The sequence below is a fragment of the Polaromonas potterensis genome (genome assembly GCF_033446725.1).
Classification (GTDB): domain Bacteria; phylum Pseudomonadota; class Gammaproteobacteria; order Burkholderiales; family Burkholderiaceae_C; genus Polaromonas.
In genome coordinates this window covers 14,357-35,290 of the sequence record NZ_JAWQLX010000015.1, presented here as the reverse complement: position 1 = coordinate 35,290, position 20,934 = coordinate 14,357, and the positions used below count along the sequence as shown (strand labels likewise).

The 20,934-nt window shown below is 61.4% G+C and carries 20 protein-coding genes; 4 read left to right on the top strand and 16 right to left on the bottom strand.

Going from position 1 to position 20,934, the window contains the following annotated elements:
* The first annotated feature begins 39 nt into the window (after positions 1-39).
* From R6254_RS21075 to R6254_RS21060, 4 genes are all read left to right on the top strand, one after another.
* The gene (locus tag R6254_RS21075) at positions 40-651 is read left to right on the top strand and encodes a lysophospholipid acyltransferase family protein (RefSeq protein ID WP_318409647.1); all 612 of its coding nucleotides are present in this window, start codon (positions 40-42) and stop codon (positions 649-651) included.
* A complete protein-coding gene (locus R6254_RS21070; protein WP_318409646.1) occupies positions 651-1,631 on the top strand; it encodes a phosphatidate cytidylyltransferase in 981 nt (326 codons plus the stop codon). The genes R6254_RS21075 and R6254_RS21070 overlap by 1 nt, the downstream gene beginning before the upstream one ends.
* Positions 1,632-1,673: 42 nt before the next feature.
* Positions 1,674-2,222 (top strand): crossover junction endodeoxyribonuclease RuvC, encoded by a 549-nt coding sequence (ruvC, locus tag R6254_RS21065; protein ID WP_318409645.1) that lies wholly within the window; start codon positions 1,674-1,676, stop codon positions 2,220-2,222.
* A 171-nt stretch (positions 2,223-2,393) separates the two neighbouring features.
* Positions 2,394-2,696, top strand: coding sequence for a putative quinol monooxygenase (locus R6254_RS21060; protein ID WP_318409644.1), 303 nt, complete (start codon positions 2,394-2,396; stop codon positions 2,694-2,696).
* 27 nt (positions 2,697-2,723) lie between these two features.
* Here the strand turns inward: R6254_RS21060 and R6254_RS21055 are convergent, their stop codons facing one another.
* The 16 genes from R6254_RS21055 to rsmH all read right to left on the bottom strand — a co-directional run bounded on the left by R6254_RS21055 (position 2,724) and on the right by rsmH (position 20,931).
* Positions 2,724-2,900, bottom strand: coding sequence for a hypothetical protein (locus R6254_RS21055; RefSeq protein WP_318409643.1), 177 nt, complete (start codon positions 2,898-2,900; stop codon positions 2,724-2,726).
* A gap of 66 nt (positions 2,901-2,966) precedes the next feature.
* A complete protein-coding gene (gene lpxC, locus R6254_RS21050; RefSeq protein ID WP_318409642.1) occupies positions 2,967-3,890 on the bottom strand; it encodes a UDP-3-O-acyl-N-acetylglucosamine deacetylase in 924 nt (307 codons plus the stop codon).
* 145 nt (positions 3,891-4,035) lie between these two features.
* Positions 4,036-5,271, bottom strand: a complete 1,236-nt coding sequence (gene ftsZ / locus R6254_RS21045; protein ID WP_318409641.1) for a cell division protein FtsZ — start codon at positions 5,269-5,271, stop codon at positions 4,036-4,038.
* Positions 5,272-5,415: 144 nt separating this feature from the next.
* Positions 5,416-6,645, bottom strand: coding sequence for a cell division protein FtsA (gene ftsA / locus R6254_RS21040; RefSeq protein ID WP_318409640.1), 1,230 nt, complete (start codon positions 6,643-6,645; stop codon positions 5,416-5,418).
* A 4-nt stretch (positions 6,646-6,649) separates the two neighbouring features.
* Positions 6,650-7,423, bottom strand: coding sequence for a cell division protein FtsQ/DivIB (locus R6254_RS21035; RefSeq protein WP_318409687.1), 774 nt, complete (start codon positions 7,421-7,423; stop codon positions 6,650-6,652).
* Positions 7,424-7,431: 8 nt separating this feature from the next.
* Entirely contained in the window at positions 7,432-8,400 is a 969-nt protein-coding gene (locus tag R6254_RS21030; RefSeq protein WP_318409639.1) for a D-alanine--D-alanine ligase, read from the bottom strand.
* A 5-nt stretch (positions 8,401-8,405) separates the two neighbouring features.
* Positions 8,406-9,842 carry a UDP-N-acetylmuramate--L-alanine ligase gene (gene murC, locus R6254_RS21025; protein WP_318409638.1) on the bottom strand — a complete coding sequence of 479 codons (1,437 nt, stop codon included), beginning with the start codon at positions 9,840-9,842 and terminating at the stop codon, positions 8,406-8,408.
* The gene (murG, locus tag R6254_RS21020; protein ID WP_318409637.1) at positions 9,839-10,915 is read right to left on the bottom strand and encodes an undecaprenyldiphospho-muramoylpentapeptide beta-N-acetylglucosaminyltransferase; all 1,077 of its coding nucleotides are present in this window, start codon (positions 10,913-10,915) and stop codon (positions 9,839-9,841) included. The genes murC and murG overlap by 4 nt, the downstream gene beginning before the upstream one ends.
* On the bottom strand, positions 10,912-12,168 hold the full coding sequence (ftsW, locus tag R6254_RS21015) for a putative lipid II flippase FtsW (RefSeq protein WP_318409636.1): 1,257 nt from the start codon (positions 12,166-12,168) through the stop codon (positions 10,912-10,914). Before ftsW ends, murG begins: the two co-directional genes overlap by 4 nt.
* The gene (gene murD / locus R6254_RS21010; protein WP_318409635.1) at positions 12,165-13,940 is read right to left on the bottom strand and encodes a UDP-N-acetylmuramoyl-L-alanine--D-glutamate ligase; all 1,776 of its coding nucleotides are present in this window, start codon (positions 13,938-13,940) and stop codon (positions 12,165-12,167) included. Before murD ends, ftsW begins: the two co-directional genes overlap by 4 nt.
* Positions 13,937-15,115, bottom strand: a complete 1,179-nt coding sequence (gene mraY / locus R6254_RS21005) for a phospho-N-acetylmuramoyl-pentapeptide-transferase (RefSeq protein WP_318409634.1) — start codon at positions 15,113-15,115, stop codon at positions 13,937-13,939. The genes murD and mraY overlap by 4 nt, the downstream gene beginning before the upstream one ends.
* Positions 15,105-16,496, bottom strand: coding sequence for a UDP-N-acetylmuramoyl-tripeptide--D-alanyl-D-alanine ligase (locus R6254_RS21000; RefSeq protein ID WP_318409633.1), 1,392 nt, complete (start codon positions 16,494-16,496; stop codon positions 15,105-15,107). The genes mraY and R6254_RS21000 overlap by 11 nt, the downstream gene beginning before the upstream one ends.
* Entirely contained in the window at positions 16,493-17,962 is a 1,470-nt protein-coding gene (locus R6254_RS20995) for a UDP-N-acetylmuramoyl-L-alanyl-D-glutamate--2,6-diaminopimelate ligase (protein WP_318409632.1), read from the bottom strand. The genes R6254_RS21000 and R6254_RS20995 overlap by 4 nt, the downstream gene beginning before the upstream one ends.
* On the bottom strand, positions 17,962-19,695 hold the full coding sequence (locus R6254_RS20990) for a peptidoglycan D,D-transpeptidase FtsI family protein (protein ID WP_318409631.1): 1,734 nt from the start codon (positions 19,693-19,695) through the stop codon (positions 17,962-17,964). The genes R6254_RS20995 and R6254_RS20990 overlap by 1 nt, the downstream gene beginning before the upstream one ends.
* Entirely contained in the window at positions 19,688-19,981 is a 294-nt protein-coding gene (gene ftsL / locus R6254_RS20985) for a cell division protein FtsL (RefSeq protein WP_318409630.1), read from the bottom strand. The genes R6254_RS20990 and ftsL overlap by 8 nt, the downstream gene beginning before the upstream one ends.
* A complete protein-coding gene (rsmH, locus tag R6254_RS20980; RefSeq protein ID WP_318409629.1) occupies positions 19,978-20,931 on the bottom strand; it encodes a 16S rRNA (cytosine(1402)-N(4))-methyltransferase RsmH in 954 nt (317 codons plus the stop codon). The genes ftsL and rsmH overlap by 4 nt, the downstream gene beginning before the upstream one ends.
* Positions 20,932-20,934 lie beyond the last annotated feature (3 nt).

Sequence of the window (20,934 nt, the reverse complement as noted above, 5' to 3'; positions counted from 1 at the left end):
CACCGTCAGGCGGCACAACTTCGCTTGTATCATCGCCCCATGCTAGCCAAGTTGATGAGTCTGTTCCTGTTGGCCCTGATCCGCGTACTGACAGGCGCACAGGCCCGTTGGCAGGGTTGCCCGCCCAAGGCCGAACAGCGCATTTATTTTGCCAACCACCAAAGCCATGCCGACCTGGTGCTGATCTGGGCCGCCCTGCCCAGCGAGTTGCGCAGCATCACGCGCCCCATCGCGGCCAAGGACTACTGGACCAAAACACCGTTCAAGCAATGGCTCACCACGGCGGTGTTCAACGCGATTTACGTGGACCGCACCAAAACCACGGACCAAGACCCGCTGGAGCCGTTGATCGATGCGCTGGACAGCGGTGACTCCATCATCCTGTTTCCCGAAGGCACACGCGGCAACCAGGAAGAGCCGCAAGCTTTCAAGTCGGGCTTGTACAACCTCGCGCAAAAATTCCCGCAGGTCGTGCTGGTACCTGCCTGGATCAACAATGTGCAACGTGTGATGCCCAAGGGTGAAGTGGTGCCCGTGCCTATCTTGTGTTCGGTCACCTTCGGCGCGCCGCTGGCCCTGCAAGCCGGCGAAGACCGAGGTAGCTTCCTGGCCCGCGCTCGGCAAGCCGTGATCGCGCTGAAAGACAGTTGATGAACAGTTTTTTACGCAACCTGAGCCCCACGCACCAGGTCGGCTTGCTGTTTGTCATGGTCTTCGGCCTCTTGATCATCGCCGGCAGCGCAGCTCTCATCATGTCGCTGCGTGACGACGGCGAAGACGAGATACGCACCCAGGACATCAAGGAGCTCAGCAGCCTGCTCAACACCTCATGGGCGATGTGTACCGTGTTCTGGCTGGGCTGGGCCTCTGGAGAGACCGTGGCGACGCTGCTGTTTGCGCTGGTGGCCTTTTTTGCCCTGCGTGAATTCATCACCTTGTCCCCCACACGCCACGGTGACCACCGCAGCCTGGTGCTGGCTTTTTTTGTGGTGTTGCCGGTGCAGTTCTGGCTGGTCATCACCAAACGTTTTGACCTGGTGACGGTGTTTATCCCGGTCTATGTCTTCCTGGCGATTCCTGTGGTCAGCGCCCTGGCCAACGACCCGCAGCGTTTTCTGGAGCGCAACGCCAAGCTGCAGTGGGGCATCATGGTCTGCGTCTACGGCATCAGCCATGTGCCGGCCCTGTTGCTGCTGAGCTTTCCAAACTACAGCGGTAAAAACGCTTTCCTGGTTTTTTTCCTGGTGTTTGTGGTGCAGACCGGCATGCTGGTGCAACACCTGGTCAACCGCCGATGGCCGCGCCCACCGACCGCACCCCAGGTCAGCCGAAGTTTCAACTGGACCAGCTGGCTGATCGGTATTGCGACGGGTGCTTTTGTCGGCGGGCTGATGTCGGCGCTGACGCCCTTCAAGCCGGCGCAGGCCGTGGCCATGGCGTTGATCGCCTGTGTGGCCGGCTCGCTCGGCCACCTGGTGATGAAGGCGCTCAAGCGCGACCGCGGCATCACCAACTGGGGCAGCGAAGGAAAATCGGTCACAGGCGCCAGCGGCCTGCTGGACCGGGTCGACGCCTTATGTTTTGCCGCCCCCGTGTTTTTTCACTCGGTTCGATGGTATTTTGGCCTCTAGCCCATATGGTACGGGCGCAAGAAGCTATCAAAAGAAGAGCGAATGAGAATTCTCGGCATTGACCCCGGCCTGCAGATCACCGGCTTCGGCGTGATCGATGTGGAGGGCCACGCGCTGACTTACGTGGCCAGCGGAACCATCAAGACCACCCAGTTGGCGAAAGGCAACCTGCCGGCGCGGCTCAAGGTGTTGTTTGACGGTATTTGTGAAATCAGCGCCCGCTACAGCCCCGACTGCTCGGCCTGCGAGATCGTGTTTGTCAACGTCAACCCGCAAGCCACGCTGCTGCTGGGCCAGGCGCGCGGCGCCTGCCTCACGGCGCTGGTGTCTTGCCAATTGGAAGTGGGCGAATACACGGCGCTGCAGATGAAAAAAGCCGTGGCCGGTTATGGCAAAGCCGGCAAGCCCGAGGTGCAGGAGATGGTCAAACGCCTGCTGAAGCTACCATCCCTGCCCGGCAAGGACGCCGCCGATGCGCTGGCCCTGGCCATCACCCACGCCCATGTGGGCGGCTCGGCTGCGATTCTGGCGCGTGCCGCAACGCTGCAGCGCAAACCAACGGCGTCGTTCAAGGATGGCCGCCACTACTGAGCCCTCCCACGCTCAGGCCCTGGACAAGCTGGCGTTCAACATGCGGTCAAGACGTTGAGGATATGAATACGTCTTGTGACATTGATATCAAAAAATACCCTGCCTGCCGCTGTTTAAAAAGCCCACGGCTGACCACAATGACCCGTCTGTACATCCCCCAAGGAGTTCATCATGGTACGTGTCGCATTGGCGGTTCGCCTTGAGGCCAAGCCCGGAAAAGAAGCTGAAGTTGCCGCTTTCCTGGAAAGTGCACTACCGCTGGCCAACCAGGAAGCCGGCACACCGGTCTGGTTTGCGCTGAAGTTCGGCCCCTCCTCTTTCGGGATTTTTGACGCCTTTGCCGACAACGCAGGGCGTCAGGAGCACTTAGGCGGCCAGATCGCGGCCGCACTGATGGCCAGGGCACCAGAACTGCTGGCCAAGGCGCCGGTCATCGAACAGGTTGACGTGCTGGCAGCAAAACTGCCAGGCTGAGGCGAATCGGCGCCAACCGCCACGGCCTCAGGCCAGGTTCTCAAGAATGAGGACGGCAAAAAAACCGAATGCGGCGATCAGCGTCCATTTGAGGATGGTCAGGCCATACCGTTTGAAGCGGGCCTGCCCTGTTCCTGCATAAAACATGAAAGACACCACGGCACTGAGCAGCAAAAGAAGAATGGCCCAGCGAAATAAAAGCATTGTTTGTGTTCCTTGTACGCGCGCTTCAGGCACAAAGCCCGACACCCTCGCCCTTCGCGCTGCCTCTTACCAGGCCCGCGCCAGCGTCGCAAAACCTTGTGGCGCCTGTTTCTCGTCGTCAAAGGTGACGATTTCATACGCGTCCGGATGTGACAGCAACTCGCGCAGCAGCTTGTTGTTCAGCGCATGGCCGGAACGGAAGGCGCTGTAGGCGGCCAGCAGCGGTTTGCCAAGCAAATACAGGTCGCCCATGGCATCGAGAATTTTGTGTTTGACGAACTCGTCGTTGTAACGCAGGCCGTCTGTGTTGAGCACCTTGTAGTCGTCCATCACGATGGCGTTGTCCAGGCCGCCACCCAAGGCCAGCCCGTTGGCGCGCATCATCTCCACGTCCTTGGTGAAACCGAAGGTGCGCGCACGCGCAATGTCGCGGCTGTAGGAGCCCGTGCCCTGGTCAAACTCGACACGTTGGCCGGTGGAGTCCACCGCCGGATGGTCAAAGTCGATCTCGAACCCCAGCTTGTAGCCGTTGTAAGGCGACAGGCGCGCCCATTTTTCAGTCGGCCCCTGGCCCTCACGCACCTCGACGGTCTTCAGGACACGAACAAACTTTTTCGGGGCGTCCTGCAACTGGATACCAACCGATTGCAACAGGAACACAAAGGAAGAGGCAGAGCCGTCGAGGATGGGCACCTCTTCGGCCGTGATGTCGATGATCAGGTTGTCTATGCCCAGGCCGGCACAAGCCGACATCAGGTGTTCCACCGTGTGCACCTTGGCCTGGCCGCTGGAAATGGTCGAGGCCAGGCGTGTATCCGTGACCGCCTGCGCAGAGATGGCGATGTCCACCGGCTGGGGCAAATCCACGCGCCTGAAAACGATGCCGGTATCCGGCGCCGCCGGCCGCAAGGTCAGTTCCACGCGTTGGCCGCTGTGCAGGCCCACGCCGACGGCCTTGGTGATGGATTTGATGGTTCTTTGTTGGAGCACAGTTAGATTTTACTTTCGTAAGCCTGACTGTGCATGCCAGGATTTTTATCGCCGCGGTTGATATTGCCTATCTGCGGCGTTTTCTTCGCGGCTGGCAGGGCGCACCGCGACTGCCCACAGGCAACCGCGGTGCAAGGGACTCGAATCAGTCCGCCTGCTTGCGCAGGAAGGCCGGGATTTCGAAATCATCCATGCCACCGGACGCCAACGCATCCACCTTGGCCGCCGCCTGTGTACGGTTGGTGCGCCAGACGCTGGGGACCGACATGTTGCCGTAGTCGGGCTGGGCCGAACCCATGCCGCCGCTCACCACATGGGCGCTGCCCACACTGCCGCCACCGCCGACGGCCATGTTCAGCACCGGCATGTTGTCGGTGCCTGTGCGCAGAACTTGCAGCGGTGGTGCATGACGGCGCACGCCCTGACGGCTCAGACCGGTGGCCACCACCGTGACGCGAATGTCTTCGCCCAGCTCGTCGTCGTAGGCCGTGCCGTAGATCACATGGGCATCGGGCGATGCGTAGGCACGGATGGTGTTCATCGCCAGCTTGGACTCATTGAGCTTGAGCGAACCCTTGGCCGCGCTGATCAGCACCAGCACACCTTTGGCGCCCGACAGGTCAATGCCTTCCAGCAGTGGGCAAGCCACCGCCTGCTCGGCCGCGATACGCGCACGGTCAGGGCCGCTGGCCCGCGCCGTGCCCATCATGGCCTTGCCGGGCTCACCCATCACGGTGCGCACGTCTTCAAAGTCGACGTTCACGTGGCCGGGCACATTGATGATTTCGGCAATGCCGCCGACCGCGTTTTTCAGCACGTCGTTGGCATGCGCAAAAGCTTCGTCCTGCGTGACGTCGTCGCCCAGCACTTCGAGCAGCTTTTCGTTGAGCACCACGATCAGCGAATCGACATTGGCTTCCAGCTCGGCCAGGCCCAGGTCGGCATTGGTCATGCGGCGGCCACCTTCAAACTCGAAAGGTTTGGTCACCACACCGACGGTGAGAATGCCCATCTCCTTGGCGATACGTGCGATCACGGGAGCGGCGCCGGTGCCGGTGCCGCCGCCCATGCCGGCCGTGATAAACAGCATGTGTGCGCCGGCGATGGCGGCACGGATGTCGTCCACCGCCATTTCGGCCGCGTCACGGCCTTTTTCCGGTTTGCTGCCCGCACCCAGGCCGCTGCCACCCAGCTGGATCTGTTTGTGCGCGCTGCCGCGGCTCAGAGCCTGTGCATCGGTATTGGCACAAATGAACTCAACGCCCTGGACGCTGCGTTCAATCATGTGTTCCACCGCATTGCCGCCGCCACCACCGACGCCGATCACCTTGATTTGCGTGCCCTGGTTGAATTCTTCGATTTCAATCATTTCGATGCTCATGTGAGCCTCCTATCAATAAACTAATTGCAGTTGCCAAAATTGTTTTTAATGTTCTTTGGAAAAAAGCCTGTCATGCAGGGGGATCAGCGCCCCCCGTGTGCCGACAACGCGAGGCCCGATGGATAAAAGCTGGAAATCTTTTCATCAGAAATTCCCCACAAAAAAGTCTTTGATCCGACCAAATGCGTTGTGAACGCTGCCTGCTTTTTGCGCGACGCGGTGCCCGCGCATACGCGCCAGCCTGGCCTCCTCGAGCAAACCCATCACGGTGGCGGCACGCGGCTGAGCCACCATGTCCGACAGCGCACTTGAATAACGGGGAATACCGCGGCGCACCGGCTTGAGGAAGATGTCCTCGCCCAGCTCGACCATGCCCGGCATGACGGCACTGCCGCCGGTGATCACGATGCCGGAGGACAAGACCTCTTCGTAACCCGACTCGCGAATCACCTGCTGCACCAGCGAAAAAATCTCTTCGATGCGCGGTTCGATCACGCCGGCCAGCGCCTGCTTGCTCAACATGCGCGGACCGCGGTCACCCAGGCCCGGAACTTCGACCTGCGTATCCGGGTCGGCCAGCAACTGTTTCGCAAAGCCGCTTTCGACCTTGATGTCTTCCGCGTCCTTGGTTGGGGTGCGCAAGGCCATGGCGATGTCGCTGGTGATCAGGTCGCCGGCAATCGGGATCACGGCCGTGTGACGAATCGCACCGCCGGTAAAAATCGCCACGTCCGTGGTACCTGCGCCTATGTCGATCAGCGCGACACCCAGCTCCTGCTCGTCACGGCTGAGGATGGACAGGCTGGAGGCGAGTGGATTGAGCATCAGCTGATCCACTTCCAGGCCGCAGCGCCGTACACACTTGATGATGTTTTCCGCCGCACTTTGCGCACCGGTCACGATGTGCACCTTGGCTTCCAACCGGATACCGCTCATGCCGATGGGTTCGCGCACGTCCTGGCCGTCGATCACAAACTCCTGCGGCTCGACCAGCAGCAAACGCTGGTCGGTGGAAATATTGATGGCCTTGGCGGTCTCGATGACACGGGCCACGTCGGCCTGTGTGACTTCCTTGTCCTTGACCGCCACCATGCCGCTGGAGTTGATGCCGCGGATATGGCTGCCGGTGATACCGGTGTAGACACGGGCGATCTTGCAGTCGGCCATCAGCTCGGCTTCCTTGAGCGCCTGCTGGATGCTTTGCACCGTCGCATCGATGTTGACCACCACGCCACGCTTGAGGCCATTGCTGTACGCAATGCCCAGGCCGGCCAGCTTGAGTTCGCCGCCAGGCAAGACCTCGGCCACCACCGCCATGACCTTGCTGGTCCCGATGTCCAACCCCACCACCAGATCTTTGTATTCTTTGGCCATATCTTTACCTTTTTGCTTGTCTTTTTTCTTTGTCACCCAGCACTGTGGTGGTGACACCGCGCAGCTTGATGGCATAACCGTTGCCGTAACGCAAATCTGCTGATTCCAGATTTCTGCCGAATTTGCTGGACACCTGCGTCAAGGTGGCGGCAAACCGTTCTGCACGGCTTTGAATCTCTTCCAAAGAACCATGGCCCAGTTCAAGCGTCGCGCCATCGTCGAGGCGGGCACGCCAGCTGCCGCGGCTGGTCAGTTCCAGGTGCTCCAGCCTGGCGTCTATTTTTTCGAACACCGGGGCCAGTCGGCGGTAAGCGTCCAGCACCTGGCCGGCCTGGCCGGCGGGGCCGTACAGCAGCGGCAAATCGTCGGATTCGACGTCGCCCTGGTTGGCCTCAAACACTTCGCCGAAACTGTTGACCATGTGGGCATCACCCTCCTGGCCCCAGTAGGCGATGGCCTGGTGTTCCTGCAAGACCACCCGCAGGCGGTTCGGAAACTCGCGCTGCACCACGGCCTTGCGCACCCAGGGCACGGTCTCGAAGGCCGATTGGGCTTTGGCCAAATCCAGGGTGAAAAAATTGCCGGACAACTTGGGCACCACATTGGCACGCAAGGTGACCGCGTTGTTGTGATCCACGTCCCCGCGCACCTTGATGCTTGTCAGCCTGAACAGGTTTTGCTGCATCAGCCACGACGCCAGCAAGACCGCTGCCATACCCGCAAACGCCAGCCCGAGCAGCAAGGCTGCCGCATTCATCAGCTTGACGTCCATGGGCATGGCCTGGTTCACGCAGCGCCTTCCGGTGTAGGGTTGTGGTCCAGGCTGGCCGTACGCAGCACTTCAAGGCACAGGTCTTCATACGCGATGCCGACGGCACGCGCCGACATGGGCACCAGCGAATGGCTGGTCATGCCGGGAGAGGTGTTGATTTCCAGCAGGTAAGGCTGGCGGGTCTTCGCGTCGATCATCACGTCGAGGCGGCCCCAGCCGCGGCAGCCCAAGACGCGGTAAGCCTGGAGCACCATGGCCTGGATCGCGGTTTCTTCGCCAGCCGGCAGGCCGCAAGGCACCAGGTATTGCGTGGTGTTGGTGAAATATTTGTTCTGGTAATCGTAATTGCCCTCAGGCGCCACGATACGAATCACCGGCAAGGCCCGTGCGTTGTCGCCTGTGCCCAGCACCGGGCAGGTCACCTCGTCACCGCTGATGAACTGCTCACACAACACGTCAGCATCAAGTTGCGCAGCCTGCTCCACCGCGTCGGTCATGCCGGAATAACCCTCCACCTTCACCACACCGATAGAGGAACCTTCGCGCGCCGGCTTGACGATCAGCGGCAAACCCAGCTCGTCGGGCACGGCGATAACCTGCTGGCGATCAAAAGCGCCGCGGCGCAGCAGGATGTATTTCGGGGTCGCTAGGCCATCGGCCAGCCAGATGCGTTTGGTCGTGACCTTGTCAATCGAGATGCTGGAGGCCATCACACCGGAACCGGTGTAAGGAATACCCATCAACTCCAGTGCGCCCTGGATCGTGCCGTCTTCGCCAAAACGACCGTGCAGGGCGATGAAGCAGCGCTCAAATTTTTCGCGCTTGAGATCGCCAATGTCTCGCTCTGCAGGGTCAAACGCATGGGCATCCACGCCGCGTGAACGTAACGCCTCCAGCACACCCTGACCCGACATCAAGGATATCTCGCGCTCGGCCGAGCGGCCACCCATCAGTACGGCGACTTTGCCAAATTCGGATGTCATCTGGCTCACAGCCCTTTTCCTTCTTTTGTTGTTGAATGTTCTTTTGCTTTTAACAGCTCAAGCACCTTGCCGGGCACCTGGCCCATGGTGCCTGCGCCCATACACATCACCACGTCGCCATCCAGCGCGTTGTCGATAATCGCCTGCGGCATGGCCTCGATGTCGTCGACAAACACCGGCTCCACCTTGCCGGCCACACGTAATGCACGGGTCAGCGAACGGCCGTCGGCCGCCACAATCGGCGCTTCACCGGCGGCGTAGACCTCGGACAGCAACACGCTGTCGGCCTGGCCAATGACCTTGACGAAATCCTCGAAACAATCCCGCGTGCGGGTGTAACGATGCGGCTGAAAGGCCAGCACCAGACGCCGGCCCGGAAAAGCGCCACGCGCCGCCGCCAGGGTGGCGGCCATCTCGACCGGGTGGTGGCCGTAGTCATCAATCACCGTGAAGCTGCCGCCTGCCGGTGCGGCGACATCGCCGTAATGCTGGAAGCGCCGGCCCACACCCTTGAATTCGGCCAGGGCCTTCAGCACGGCGGCGTCGGGCACATTCAGTTCCACCGCCACCGCAATCGCCGACAGCGCATTCAGCACGTTGTGCAGGCCGGGCAGGTTCAGCACCACCGCCAGGTCGGGCAAGGTCACGCCGTTGCGCCGCTGTACCGTGAAGTGCATCTGGCCGCCCACCGCCTTCACGTCGATGGCGCGTACCTGTGCGTCTTCGTTAAAGCCATAGCTGGTGATGGGGCAGGACATTTGCGGCACGATGTCGCGCACTGCGGCGTCGTCTGTGCACAAAATCGCCGTGCCGTAAAACGGCATGCGGTGCAGAAAATCAATAAACGCCGCCTTGAGCCGGTTGAAGTCGTGGCCGTAGGTCTCCATGTGGTCGGCATCGATGTTGGTGACCACCGCCATCACCGGCAACAGGTTGAGGAAGGAGGCGTCCGATTCGTCGGCCTCGACCACGATGTAGTCGCCCGAGCCCAGCTTGGCATTGGCGCCGGCGCTGTTCAGCCGACCGCCGATCACAAAAGTCGGGTCCAGCCCGCCTTCGGCCAACACGCTGGCAACCAGGCTGGTGGTGGTGGTTTTGCCGTGGGTGCCGGCAATCGCGATGCCTTGTTTCAGACGCATCAACTCGGCCAGCATCAGCGCACGCGGTACCACTGGAATGCGTTTTTCGCGGGCGGCCAGCACCTCCGGGTTGTCGGCCTGCACGGCCGTTGACGTGACCACCGCATCCACGCTGGCCAGGTTGGCGGCCGCATGGCCAACAAAGGTCTGGATGCCCAGGCCGGCCAGGCGTTGCAAGGTCGCGCTGTCGGACAAATCGGAACCGGAGATCACGTAGCCCAAGTTGTGCAGCACCTCGGCAATGCCGGACATGCCGGAGCCGCCCAGGCCAATGAAGTGAATATGTTTGATCGCGTGTTTCATGTCGCGAGCTCCTCGCAAGCAGCCACCACTTCGGTGGTGGCATTGATTTTTTGCATCTTTTTGGCCTCTAGCGCCCGCTGCATAAGCGCAGGTCGCTCTGTTTTTTGTAGCATCTCTACCAGAAAGGCCGGTGTCAAGTCGGCTTGCTGGACCAGCCAGCCACCGCCAGCCGCCACCAGGAAGGCCGCATTGCTGGTCTGGTGGTCGTCCACCGCAGCCGGAAAAGGCACAAACAAGGCGGCAGCGCCGACAGCGGCAATTTCAGTCACGGTGCTGGCGCCTGCGCGGCAAATCACCAGGTCGGCCTCGGCGAAAGCCTGGGCTGTGTCGTCAATAAATGGGATGAGTTCAGCCTCCACCCCAGCGGCGCGGTAGTTCTCGCGCAACTCGTCGATCTGCCGGGCACCGCTTTGATGCACGACGCTGGGGCGCTGCGCCTGCGGAATCAGGGCCAGCGCCTGCGGCACGATGCGGTTCAAGGCCTGGGCACCCAGGCTGCCGCCTACCACCAGCAACTTCAAAGGCCCACTCCGACCGGCAAACCGGACGGCGGGATCGGGTTGCTGTGTGAAGGCCGGGCGCAAGGGGTTGCCTATCCACTGCGCGTTTTTCAACACGTTGGGGAACGCCGTGAAGACCCGGTCGGCGACGCCGGCCAGTACCTTGTTGACCATGCCCGCCACCGAGTTCTGCTCATGCAAGACCAGCGGTTTGCCCAGCAACACACTCATCATGCCGGCCGGGAAGGCAATGTAGCCACCCAGGCCCACCACCACATCGGGCTTGACGCGGCGCACCACCACAATGCTCTGCCAGAAAGCTTTGAGCAAGCGCATCGGCAGCAGCGCCAAGGTAACGAGCCCTTTGCCGCGCACACCGGAAAAGTCGATGCTCTCAAAAACAAAGCCGCGCGGTGGCACCAGCTGGCTTTCCATGCTGGGGCGATCCGCCGTGCCCGTGCCACCCAGCCAGTGCACACGCCAGCCGCGCTCACGCAGGGCTTCTGCCACGGCCAGACCTGGGAAGATGTGGCCACCGGTACCGCCGGCCATGATGAGGGCACATTTGCTCATGCGCGGCCTCCGCGCATTAAAAGCCTGTTTTCATAATCAATCCGCAGCACCACGGCCAGTGAAATCAGGTTCATCAAAATCGCCGAGCCGCCATAACTCATGAGAGGAAGCGTCAAACCTTTGGTCGGCAAAGCGCCCAGGTTCACACCCATGTTGATAAAAGCCTGGAAACCAATCCAGATGCCCACGCCTTGCGCGACCAGGCCGGCAAACAAACGATCCAGCGCAATCGACTGGCGGCCGATATGCATGATGCGGCGTGTCATCCAGACAAACGCACCGATCACACACAAAACACCCAGCAGACCGAATTCTTCGCCAATCACCGCCAGCAAAAAGTCGGTATGGGCTTCCGGCAGCCAGTGCAGTTTTTCGATGCTGCCGCCCAGCCCCACGCCAAAAATTTCGCCGCGCCCAAAAGCAATCAGCGAGTGCGACAACTGGTAACCCTTGCCCATCGAATATTTGTCGCTCCAGGGATCCAGGTAGGCAAAAATCCGCTCGCGACGCCAGTCGCTGAGCATCACCATCAGCGCAAAAGCAATCACCACCACCGTGGCAATGACGAAGAACATGCGGGCATTGACACCGCCCAGGAAAAGAATGCCCATCGCGATCACCGAGATAACCATGAAGGCGCCCATGTCGGGCTCGGCCAGCAACAAAAGGCCGACGACACCAATGGCCACCGCCATCGGCATGACGGCACGAAAGAAGCGCTCCTTGACTTCCATCTTGCGCACCATGTAGTCGGCGGCATACAGCAACACCGCAAACTTGGCCAATTCCGAGGGCTGGAAGTTCATGAAGCCCAGGGAAATCCAGCGGCGTGCGCCGTTGACCCCTTTGCCAATGAAGGGAATCAGCACCAGCATCAGCAGCAACAAGGAGGCAATAAACAGCCAGGGCGCCAGTTTTTCCCAGGTCGCAATCGGCACCTGGAAAGTCAGCAAGGCAACGGCAAACGCCACGCCCAGAGACAAGGCATGGCGCAGCAAGAAATGGGTGTGGGCATAACGCGCGAACTTGGGGTTGTCAGGCATGGCCACCGAGGCGGAATACACCATGACCAGGCCCCACACCAGCAGGGCCACGGTGACCCATATCAGCGACTGGTCAACACCCGACAGGCGCACCGGCGCCGATGCCGAACGTGATGCGCCCTGGCCGCCCAGCCGCACCGGCAGGCTGTCGGAGGCCGCTCCGCCCAGGCCGGAAAACCAGCCAGCCAGACGCCCGCTCAGGGTGCTCATGCCATGTCTCCCGCGTCGAGCGCCAGGGCATCGACCGCCTGGCAAAACACCTGGGCCCGGTGTTCGTAATTGTCAAACATGTCAAAACTGGCACAGGCCGGCGACATCAGCACAGCATCGCCGGTTTGCGCATGATGGGCCGCCATCGCGACGGCGGCCTCCATGGAAGCGGCATCCAGCAGGGGCACACCGGTCGCTTCGAGCGCGGCACGAAGGGCAGGCGCGTCGCGCCCAATCAGGATGACCGCGCGTGCATGCTGGCGCACCGGCTCGGCCAGCGGAGAAAAGTCCTGTCCCTTGCCGTCACCGCCGGCAATCAGCACCAGCTTGCGTTCGGCGCCCAAGCCAACCAGCGCGGCCACCGTGGCGCCCACGTTGGTGCCTTTGCTGTCGTCGAAATATTCGACATCGCGGATCACCGCGACAGAGGCCACACGGTGCGGCTCGCCGGTGTATTCACGCAAGCCATGCAACATGGCGGCCATGCCGCAGCCTGCAGCGCCGGCCAGCGCCAAGGCGGCCAGCGCGTTGGTGGCATTGTGGCGACCGTGGATGCGCAAGGCCTCCACCGGCATCAGGCGCTGTACATGCAACTCAATTTCTTCGCCCTTGCGGCGCTTGATGGTTTCATCGGCCTCGGCCGCACGTACCAGCCAGGCCATGCCATTGACGGTCTCAATGCCGTAGTCGCCGGGACGCTGCGGGGCATCGCTGCCAAAGGTCATATAGGCACGGCCGCGTGGCTGCTTGCCCCGGACCAGCGGCAGCGGCGCCGGCATGGCGGCCATCACCAACGGATCGTCACGGTTGAGCAGCATGAGACCGTGGCCGTAGACCCGGGCCTTTGCGGCAGCGTAAGTGGCCAGGCTGCCGTGCCAATCCAGATGGTCTTGCGTCACATTCAGCACCGTGGCCACGGTCGGCTCGAAGTTGCTGACGCCGTCGAGCTGAAAGCTTGATAACTCCAGCACCCACACCTCCGGCAAGGCGTGAAACACGGTCACAGCTGGCGGTGCAGATGGCAGGATAACAGCGGTTTCATCGTCAGCAGGCGCTACCAGTGCGCTCAGCGCGTCTTCAGCGAGTTCGGCTGTCGAGCCCTCACTCTCGTGATCGGGATCTTGTTCATGGACAGAGGCGCTGTCAGCGTCTTCGCCTGCGGACTGTTCGTCCAGGGGAGGCTGCGCTGACATGTCAGCGGCATCGACAGGTTCGTTCGACGGCACTGGCTCAGCGTCAGAAACAGCTTCCGGTTCTGGTTCCTGGTCCAGCTTTTCAGCCAGCGTGTCCAGCAAGGTCGGGCCAATGTTTCCGGCCACAGCCACCGACTTGCCGGCGCGCTGCACCAGTTGGCCAGCCAGCGAGGTGACCGTTGTTTTGCCGTTGGTACCGGTGATACCTATCACCTGGGGCGCGTAGCCACGCGTTTCCTTCAGGTCCGCCAAGGCCTGCGCAAACAGGCTGAGTTCGTTGCCGCAGGGCAGACCCTGGGCTTGCGCGGCCTCTATCACAGGCGCCACAGCCGCTGGCGTCAGGCCAGGGCTCTTGAGCACCATGCGGATGTCGCTGCCCAGCACCAGGTCGGCCACCATCTCGCTGGTAACAAACCGCGCGGAAGGCACAGTTTCGCGCAAGGCCTGAAGTTGGGGCGGCGCGGCACGGGTATCGACCACCGTCACCTGAGCGCCGCAACGCGCGCACCAGCGCGCCAGCGCCAGGCCGGACAAGCCCAGCCCCAGGATCAGTACATGTTGTTGCGCCAGGTGTTTCATCTCAGCTTGAGGGTTGACAGGCCGATCAGGCACAGCAGCATGGTGATGATCCAGAAGCGCACCACAACCTGGGTTTCCTTCCAGCCATTTTTTTCAAAATGATGGTGCAAGGGCGCCATCTTGAAAAGGCGCCGGCCTGCGCCGTAACGGGCGCGGGTGTATTTGAAATACATCACCTGCAGCATCACCGAGAGGGCTTCCACGACAAAAATGCCGCCCATGATGGCCAACACGATTTCCTGACGCACGATGACTGCGATCGTGCCCAGCGCAGCACCCAGGGCCAAGGCGCCCACGTCGCCCATAAACACCTGCGCGGGGTGGGTGTTGAACCACAAAAAGGCAAGACCGGCGCCCGCCATGGCCGAGCAGAAAATCAGCAACTCGCCCGAACCGGGAATATGCGGGAAAAACAGGTACTTGGAATACACGGCGCTGCCGGTCACGTAGGCAAACACTCCCAACGCCGAGCCCACCATCACCACCGGCATGATGGCCAACCCATCCAGGCCGTCGGTCAGGTTCACGGCATTGCTGGAACCGACGATCACCAGGTAAGTCATCAGAACAAAGCCGAACACGCCCAGCGGATAACTGACTTCCTTGAAGAAAGGTAATTGCAGACCGGCTTTGGGCGGCAGGTTCACGTCAAACCCCGATTGCACCCAGCTGAAGAACAGCTCCAGCACCCGCATGTTGGAACTCTCCGAAATGCTGAACACCAGGTACAAAGCGGCCAGCAGGCCAATGACCGACTGCCACAGGTATTTTTCCCGCGAGCGCATGCCTTCGGGGTCTTTGTGCACGACTTTGCGCCAGTCATCGGCCCAGCCAATGGCGCCAAATCCCAGCGTGACAATCAGCACAATCCAGACAAAACGGTTGCTCAGGTCAAACCACAACAAGGTTGAAATACCAATGGCCAGAAGAATCAACACACCGCCCATGGTGGGTGTGCCGCTTTTGCTCAAATGGGTTTGCATCGCGTATTCGCGTATGGGTTGACCGATCTTGAGATGGATCAAGCGGCGAATCACAAACGGTCCCGCCAGCAAACCAATCAGCAAGGCGGTCAGCGCCGCCATGACGGCGCGAAACGTCAGGTACTGGAACACCCGGAGATAGCCAAAATCCGGCGACATGGTTTGCAGCCATTGGGCCAGGCTAAGCAGCATTTATTTTCTCCTGATTTTTTTCTTGTGCACGCTCGGTGATCGCCTGGACCACACGTTCCATCTTCATGAAGCGCGAGCCCTTGACCAGCACGCTGGCCACCTCCGGCAGGACCGCGCTGACCGCCGCCTGCAAGGCGGCCAGGTCGTCGCCAAAGTGTTGCCCGCGGCCAAATGCCTGCGCTGTGCCGGCCGACTGCACACCCAGGGTGAACAGCTGCTCAATGCCGCGTTCGCGGGCATAAACACCGGCCTCGGCGTGGAAGGCTGGCCCCTGGTCGCCCACCTCGCCCATGTCACCCATCACCAGCAGGCGGGGTCCTGGCAACTCGGCCAACACATCAATAGCTGCATGTACGGAATCCGGGTTGGCGTTGTAACTGTCGTCAATCAACGTGATCGCCTTGCCGGTTATTTGCAGTTGCAAGGCCCGCGATCGGCCTTTGACCGGGGAAAAAGACGACAAACCCGCAGCAATCGTGGCCAGCGGCACACCGGCGGCCAGGGCACAAGCTGTCGCGGCCAAAGCGTTTTTGACGTTGTGGCGACCGGCGATCTGCAAGGAGAAATCCAGCGCGCCACTAGGCGTGTTGGCCTTCACCTGCCAGGCGCCACCGGTCCAGTGGAAGGTCGCCGTCACATCGGCCGCACCTTCTTCCGCAAAAGTCAGTACGCGGCGTGCGCCCGCCAAAGCTTTCCAGATTGGCGTGTACAACTCATCGGCCGGAAAAACCGCCACACCCGAGGCCGGCAGTGCGTCGATCACGGCGCCATTTTCGTGGGCCACCGCTTCCACGGTGGCCATGAACTCCAGGTGTTCGCGCTGTGCATTGTTGACCAGGGCCACCGTGGCCTGGGTCAATCCAGCCAGATAAGCGATCTCACCGGGGTGGTTCATGCCCAGCTCGACCACGCCGACCTGGTGGCTGGCACGCAAACGCAACAGGGTCAAGGGCACGCCAATGTCGTTGTTGAGATTGCCTTCAGTCGCAAAAGCGGCTTCTTGCTTCCACGCACGCAGGATGGCGGCGACCATTTGTGTCACCGTGGTCTTGCCATTGCTGCCTGTGACGGCGATCAGCGGCAAGACAAATTGCGAACGCCAGCCCGCGGCCAACTGACCCAGCGCCAAGCGGGAATCGTCCACCAGCAAACCAGGCATTTCGGCTGACAGGCCTTGCTGCGCCAAAGCCGCTACTGCGCCCTGGCTGTACGCCTGGGCCAGGAAATCATGCGCGTCAAAACGCTCGCCTTTGAGCGCCACAAACAAGTCGCCAGGCAGCAGGCTGCGCGTGTCCGTGTGTACACGCTTGAACTGCAGCGTGCCGTCGCCGACCAACTGGGCCGAAGGCAAGCAGCGCAGGGCTTGTTGCAAGCTCATCATGCCGCGGCTCCCTGATTCAGCGCCACTTCGGCCTGAGCCTTGTCGGAGAACGGCCGCTTGACACCCGCGATCTCCTGGTAGTTTTCATGCCCCTTGCCGGCGATCAAAATCACATCGCCAGCCTGCGCCTGGCCGATCGCATGTGCAATCGCCACGGCGCGGTCCGCCTGGATGTAAACGCCTGTCGGATTACCGAAGCCGGCCACGATCTGGCGGATGATGAGGTCCGGATTTTCGCTGCGCGGATTATCACTGGTCACCACCACGTGGTCCGCGTGTTTCTCCGCAACAGCGGCCATCAAGGGTCGTTTGCCCGCATCGCGTTCACCGCCACAGCCAAAAACACACCACAGTTTGCCGGCTTGGCCGAGCAGGGGTTTGAGCGCGCCCAGCGTCTTGTCGAGTGCATCGGGCGTGTGGGCATAGTCCACCACCACCAGGGGTCGGTCCGGCACCGCCATCACATCCATGCGTCCGGGCACCGGCAACAAGTTGGCGCAGGCCTCAAGCACAGAGGGCAAGGGCAGGCCGAGGGCGCGCAAGGCCGCCATCACGCCCAGCAAATTCGACACGTTGTACTGCCCGACCAGGCCGGTCGAGATGCGTTGACGCACTTCGCCTTCCACCACATCAAAACTCAAGATGCCCAGGCCATGGTGGATGGCTTGGGCCTGCAAACGTGCAGGCCCGGCACAGGACACGGTCCAGACATCGAGCGCCGAATCACGCAGCGACAAGGCCAACTCAGCCCCTTTGGCATCATCGATATTGAGCACCGCGGCCTTCAAACCCGACCAGCCAAACAACTTGGCTTTGGCGGCCCAGTAGGACTGCATGCTGAGGTGGTAGTCGAGATGGTCCTGCGTGAGGTTGGTAAAAATGGCCACCCGTATATCGGTGGCGTCCAGGCGGTGTTCCGCAATACCAATCGAAGAAGCCTCCAGCGCACAGGCAGAGAAACCGTCATCCACCCAGCGCCTGAGCTGCTGCTGCAACAAGACTGGATCGGGGGTTGTCAGGCCGTTGAAGACCATGGCCTCCGGCTGGCCAACCCCCAGGGTGCCGACCACGCCGCAAGGCCGACCCAGCTTGCCCAACGCCTGGGCCAGCCACCAGGCCGTCGAGGTTTTGCCATTGGTACCGGTCACCGCCAGCACGTCGAGCTGTTGGCTGGGATGGTCAAAATAAGCCGCCGCAATCGGTGCCGTGGCGATTTTCAAGCCAGGGTAGGTGGCGACCCGGCTGTCGGCAAAACCATAAGCATCGGCACCGTCCTGCTCCACCAGACAAGCCTGCGCGCCGGCAGCCAGCACCTCGGCCACATACTTGCGCCCGTCGGTGGCCGCCCCCGGCCAGGCAATAAAACCATCGCCGGCACCAACCTTGCGGCTGTCGGTCGACAGGTTGCCCGTGACGCGTTGGCGCAACCAGTGTGCGGCCTGCTCGGGGGTGTGCAGCCGCTCCATCAAAACGACTCCTCGACCGGGTTGGTGACGATTTGCGGCTTGACGCTCATGTCGGGCTGCACGCCCATCATGCGCAAGGTCTGCTGCACCACTTCACTGAAAACAGGCGCCGCGGCGAGGCCGCCGTAATATTTGCCATCGCTGGGCTCGTCAATCATCACTGCCACGATGATGCGCGGCTTCTCGATAGGCGCCATGCCGGTGAACCAGGCGCGATATTTGTTGCTGGCATAACCTTTGCCAACCTGCTTATGTGCGGTTCCCGATTTGCCGCCGACCGAATAACCAATGGTCTGCGCGAGCTGTCCGGTACCGCCCGGGGCGGCGGCCATCTGAAGCATTTTGCGCACGGCGTGTGCGTTCTCGGCGGAAAACACCTTGATGCCGACAGCGGGCTCACTGCTCTTGAGCATGGTGACCGGGATGATCTGCCCATCGTGTGCGAAGGACGTGTAGGAGTGCGCCATCTGGAACAGCGAGGCCGACAGCCCGTAGCCGTAAGCCATGGTGGCCTGCTCGACCGGCCGCCAGTTTTTCCAGGGACGCAGCCGACCCGTCACCGCGCCGGGAAACTGGATCTGCGGCTTCTGGCCGTAACCAAGCGCGGTGTAGGTGTCCCACATTTCGTGCGGACTCATCTTCTGCGCGATCTTGAGCGCGCCTACGTTGCTTGACTTTTGAATCACACCCTCCACCGTCAGCGTGCCGTAGTTATGGGTGTCACTGATGGTGAAGCCACCTATGCTGAAACGGCCGGGTCCGGTTTCGATCAGGGTCTGCGGCTTGATGCGGCCGGCTTCGAGGGCCATCGCCACCGTGATCGGTTTCATGGTCGAACCAGGCTCGAAGGTGTCGGTCATGGCACGGTTGCGCAACTGCTCACCGGTCAGGTTTTGCCGTTTGTTGGGCACGTAACTCGGATAGTTAGCCAGCGCCAGCACTTCGCCAGTGATCGAGTCGAGCACCACCACGCTGCCGGCTTTGGCCTTGCGCTCAATCACCGCATCACGCAGCTTCTGGTAGGCAAAAAACTGCACCTTGCTGTCCAGGCTGAGCTGGATGTCCTTGCCGTCCTGCGGGGGCACCTGCTCACCCACGTCTTCAACCACGCGGCCGAGCCGATCTTTGATCACCCGACGCGAACCCGCCTTACCGCCCAGGTCCTTGTCGAAGGCCAACTCTATGCCCTCCTGGCCGTGGTCTTCCACATTGGTGAATCCCACTACATGGGCCGCCGTCTCGCCTTCGGGGTACTGGCGCTTGTATTCCTTGCGCTGGTAAATGCCCTTGATGCCCAAGGCGTGGATTTTTTGTGCGATGGGCTCGTCGACCTGCCGCTTGATCCAGACAAAGGTCTTGTCCTCGTCAGCCAGTTTCTTGTTCAGATCGGCAGGCGCCATCTCCAGCAACTTGGCCAGCTCGGCGAGTTGCGCCTTGGTCGCGTCCACGTCTTCCGGAATGGCCCAGATGCTGGGCGCTGGCACGCTGGAGGCCAAAAGTATCCCGTTGCGGTCCAGGATGCGACCACGGTTGGCCGGCAACTCCAGGGTGCGGGCAAAACGCACCTGGCCTTGCCGCTGGAAAAAAGCATTGCCAAACACCTGGACGTAGGCGGCACGGCCGGCCAAACCGGCAAAGGCCAGCGCAATGCCGGCCACGATCAGCTTGCTGCGCCAGACCGGTGTTTTGCTGGCCAGCAGCGGGCTGGAGGAGTAAAGAACGCTTTTACTCACGCGCGCCCTCCGCCACGGCTTCATTCTTGTAATTCACGTACTGCGTGATGGCCGGCGTGGCCGTGCGCATCTGCAGGCGCTCCTTGGAAATTTTCTCCACCCGTAGCGGCGTGGCCTGGGCACGTTTCTCGACCTGCAGGCGATCCTTGTCGGATTCAAGCTTGCGGCTGAGTGCCGCTGTTTTTTCGAGCTCAACGTACAGACGGCGCGACTCGTACTGGGTACGCACCAGATACAACGCGCTGAACAGCACGGCGATGAGGAGCACCAGGTTCAGTCGAGTCACGGGGAAGCCCCCGGATAACGCTGGGAAACCACCTGAACCGGCACCTCGGTCCGTTCGGCGACCCGCATGACGGCGCTGCGCGAACGCGGGTTGGCGGCCACTTCTTCGGCGCTTGGCTTGACACGCTCCAACGCCTTGAGGCGCATGGCCTTGGGCGCTGCAAAAGGTGCTCGGCGGTCATACACCTCGCGCGAATGTTCGGCAATGAACTGCTTGACGATGCGATCTTCCAGGGAATGGAAACTGATCACCACCAAACGCCCTCCCGGTTGCAGGACTTTGAGCGACGCCTCTAACGCCTGTTGCAGCTCTTCAAGCTCGGCGTTGATGAAAATCCGAAAAGCCTGAAAGGTACGCGTTGCAGGGTCCTTGCCCGGCTCGCGGGTTTTGACCGCGCCAGCCACGACTTCGGCCAGCTCAGCTGTGGTTCTGAAAGCGCCTCCCTCTTGCCTACGACGATCAATCGCCTTTGCAATCTGCCCAGCAAACCGTTCTTCGCCATAGTCACGAATGACCTCCGTTATGGTGTCGACCTCGGCATCGGCCAACCACTCGGCCACACTTTGGCCACGCGTGGTATCCATGCGCATGTCCAGCGGACCGTCGCCACGAAATGAAAAACCGCGCGCCGGGTTGTCGATCTGCGGCGAGCTGATGCCCAGATCCATCAGGATGCCGGTCGCGCTGGCTGCCGGCAACTCGCCCAGTTGGCTGAAACCTTCGTGGCGAATCACAAAGCGGGGGTCGGCCAGGGTGTTGGCCTCGGCAATGGCTTCGAGGTCCTTGTCGAAGGCTGTGAGACGGCCCTGGGCCGACAGGCGGGAAAGAATCAGGCGAGAGTGACCGCCACGCCCAAAGGTCGCGTCGATGTAGTGTCCGTCCGGCTTGATGTGAAGCGCTTCGATGGCTTCGTTCAACAAGACGGTGCGATGTGTCCATGTATCTTGCACCGT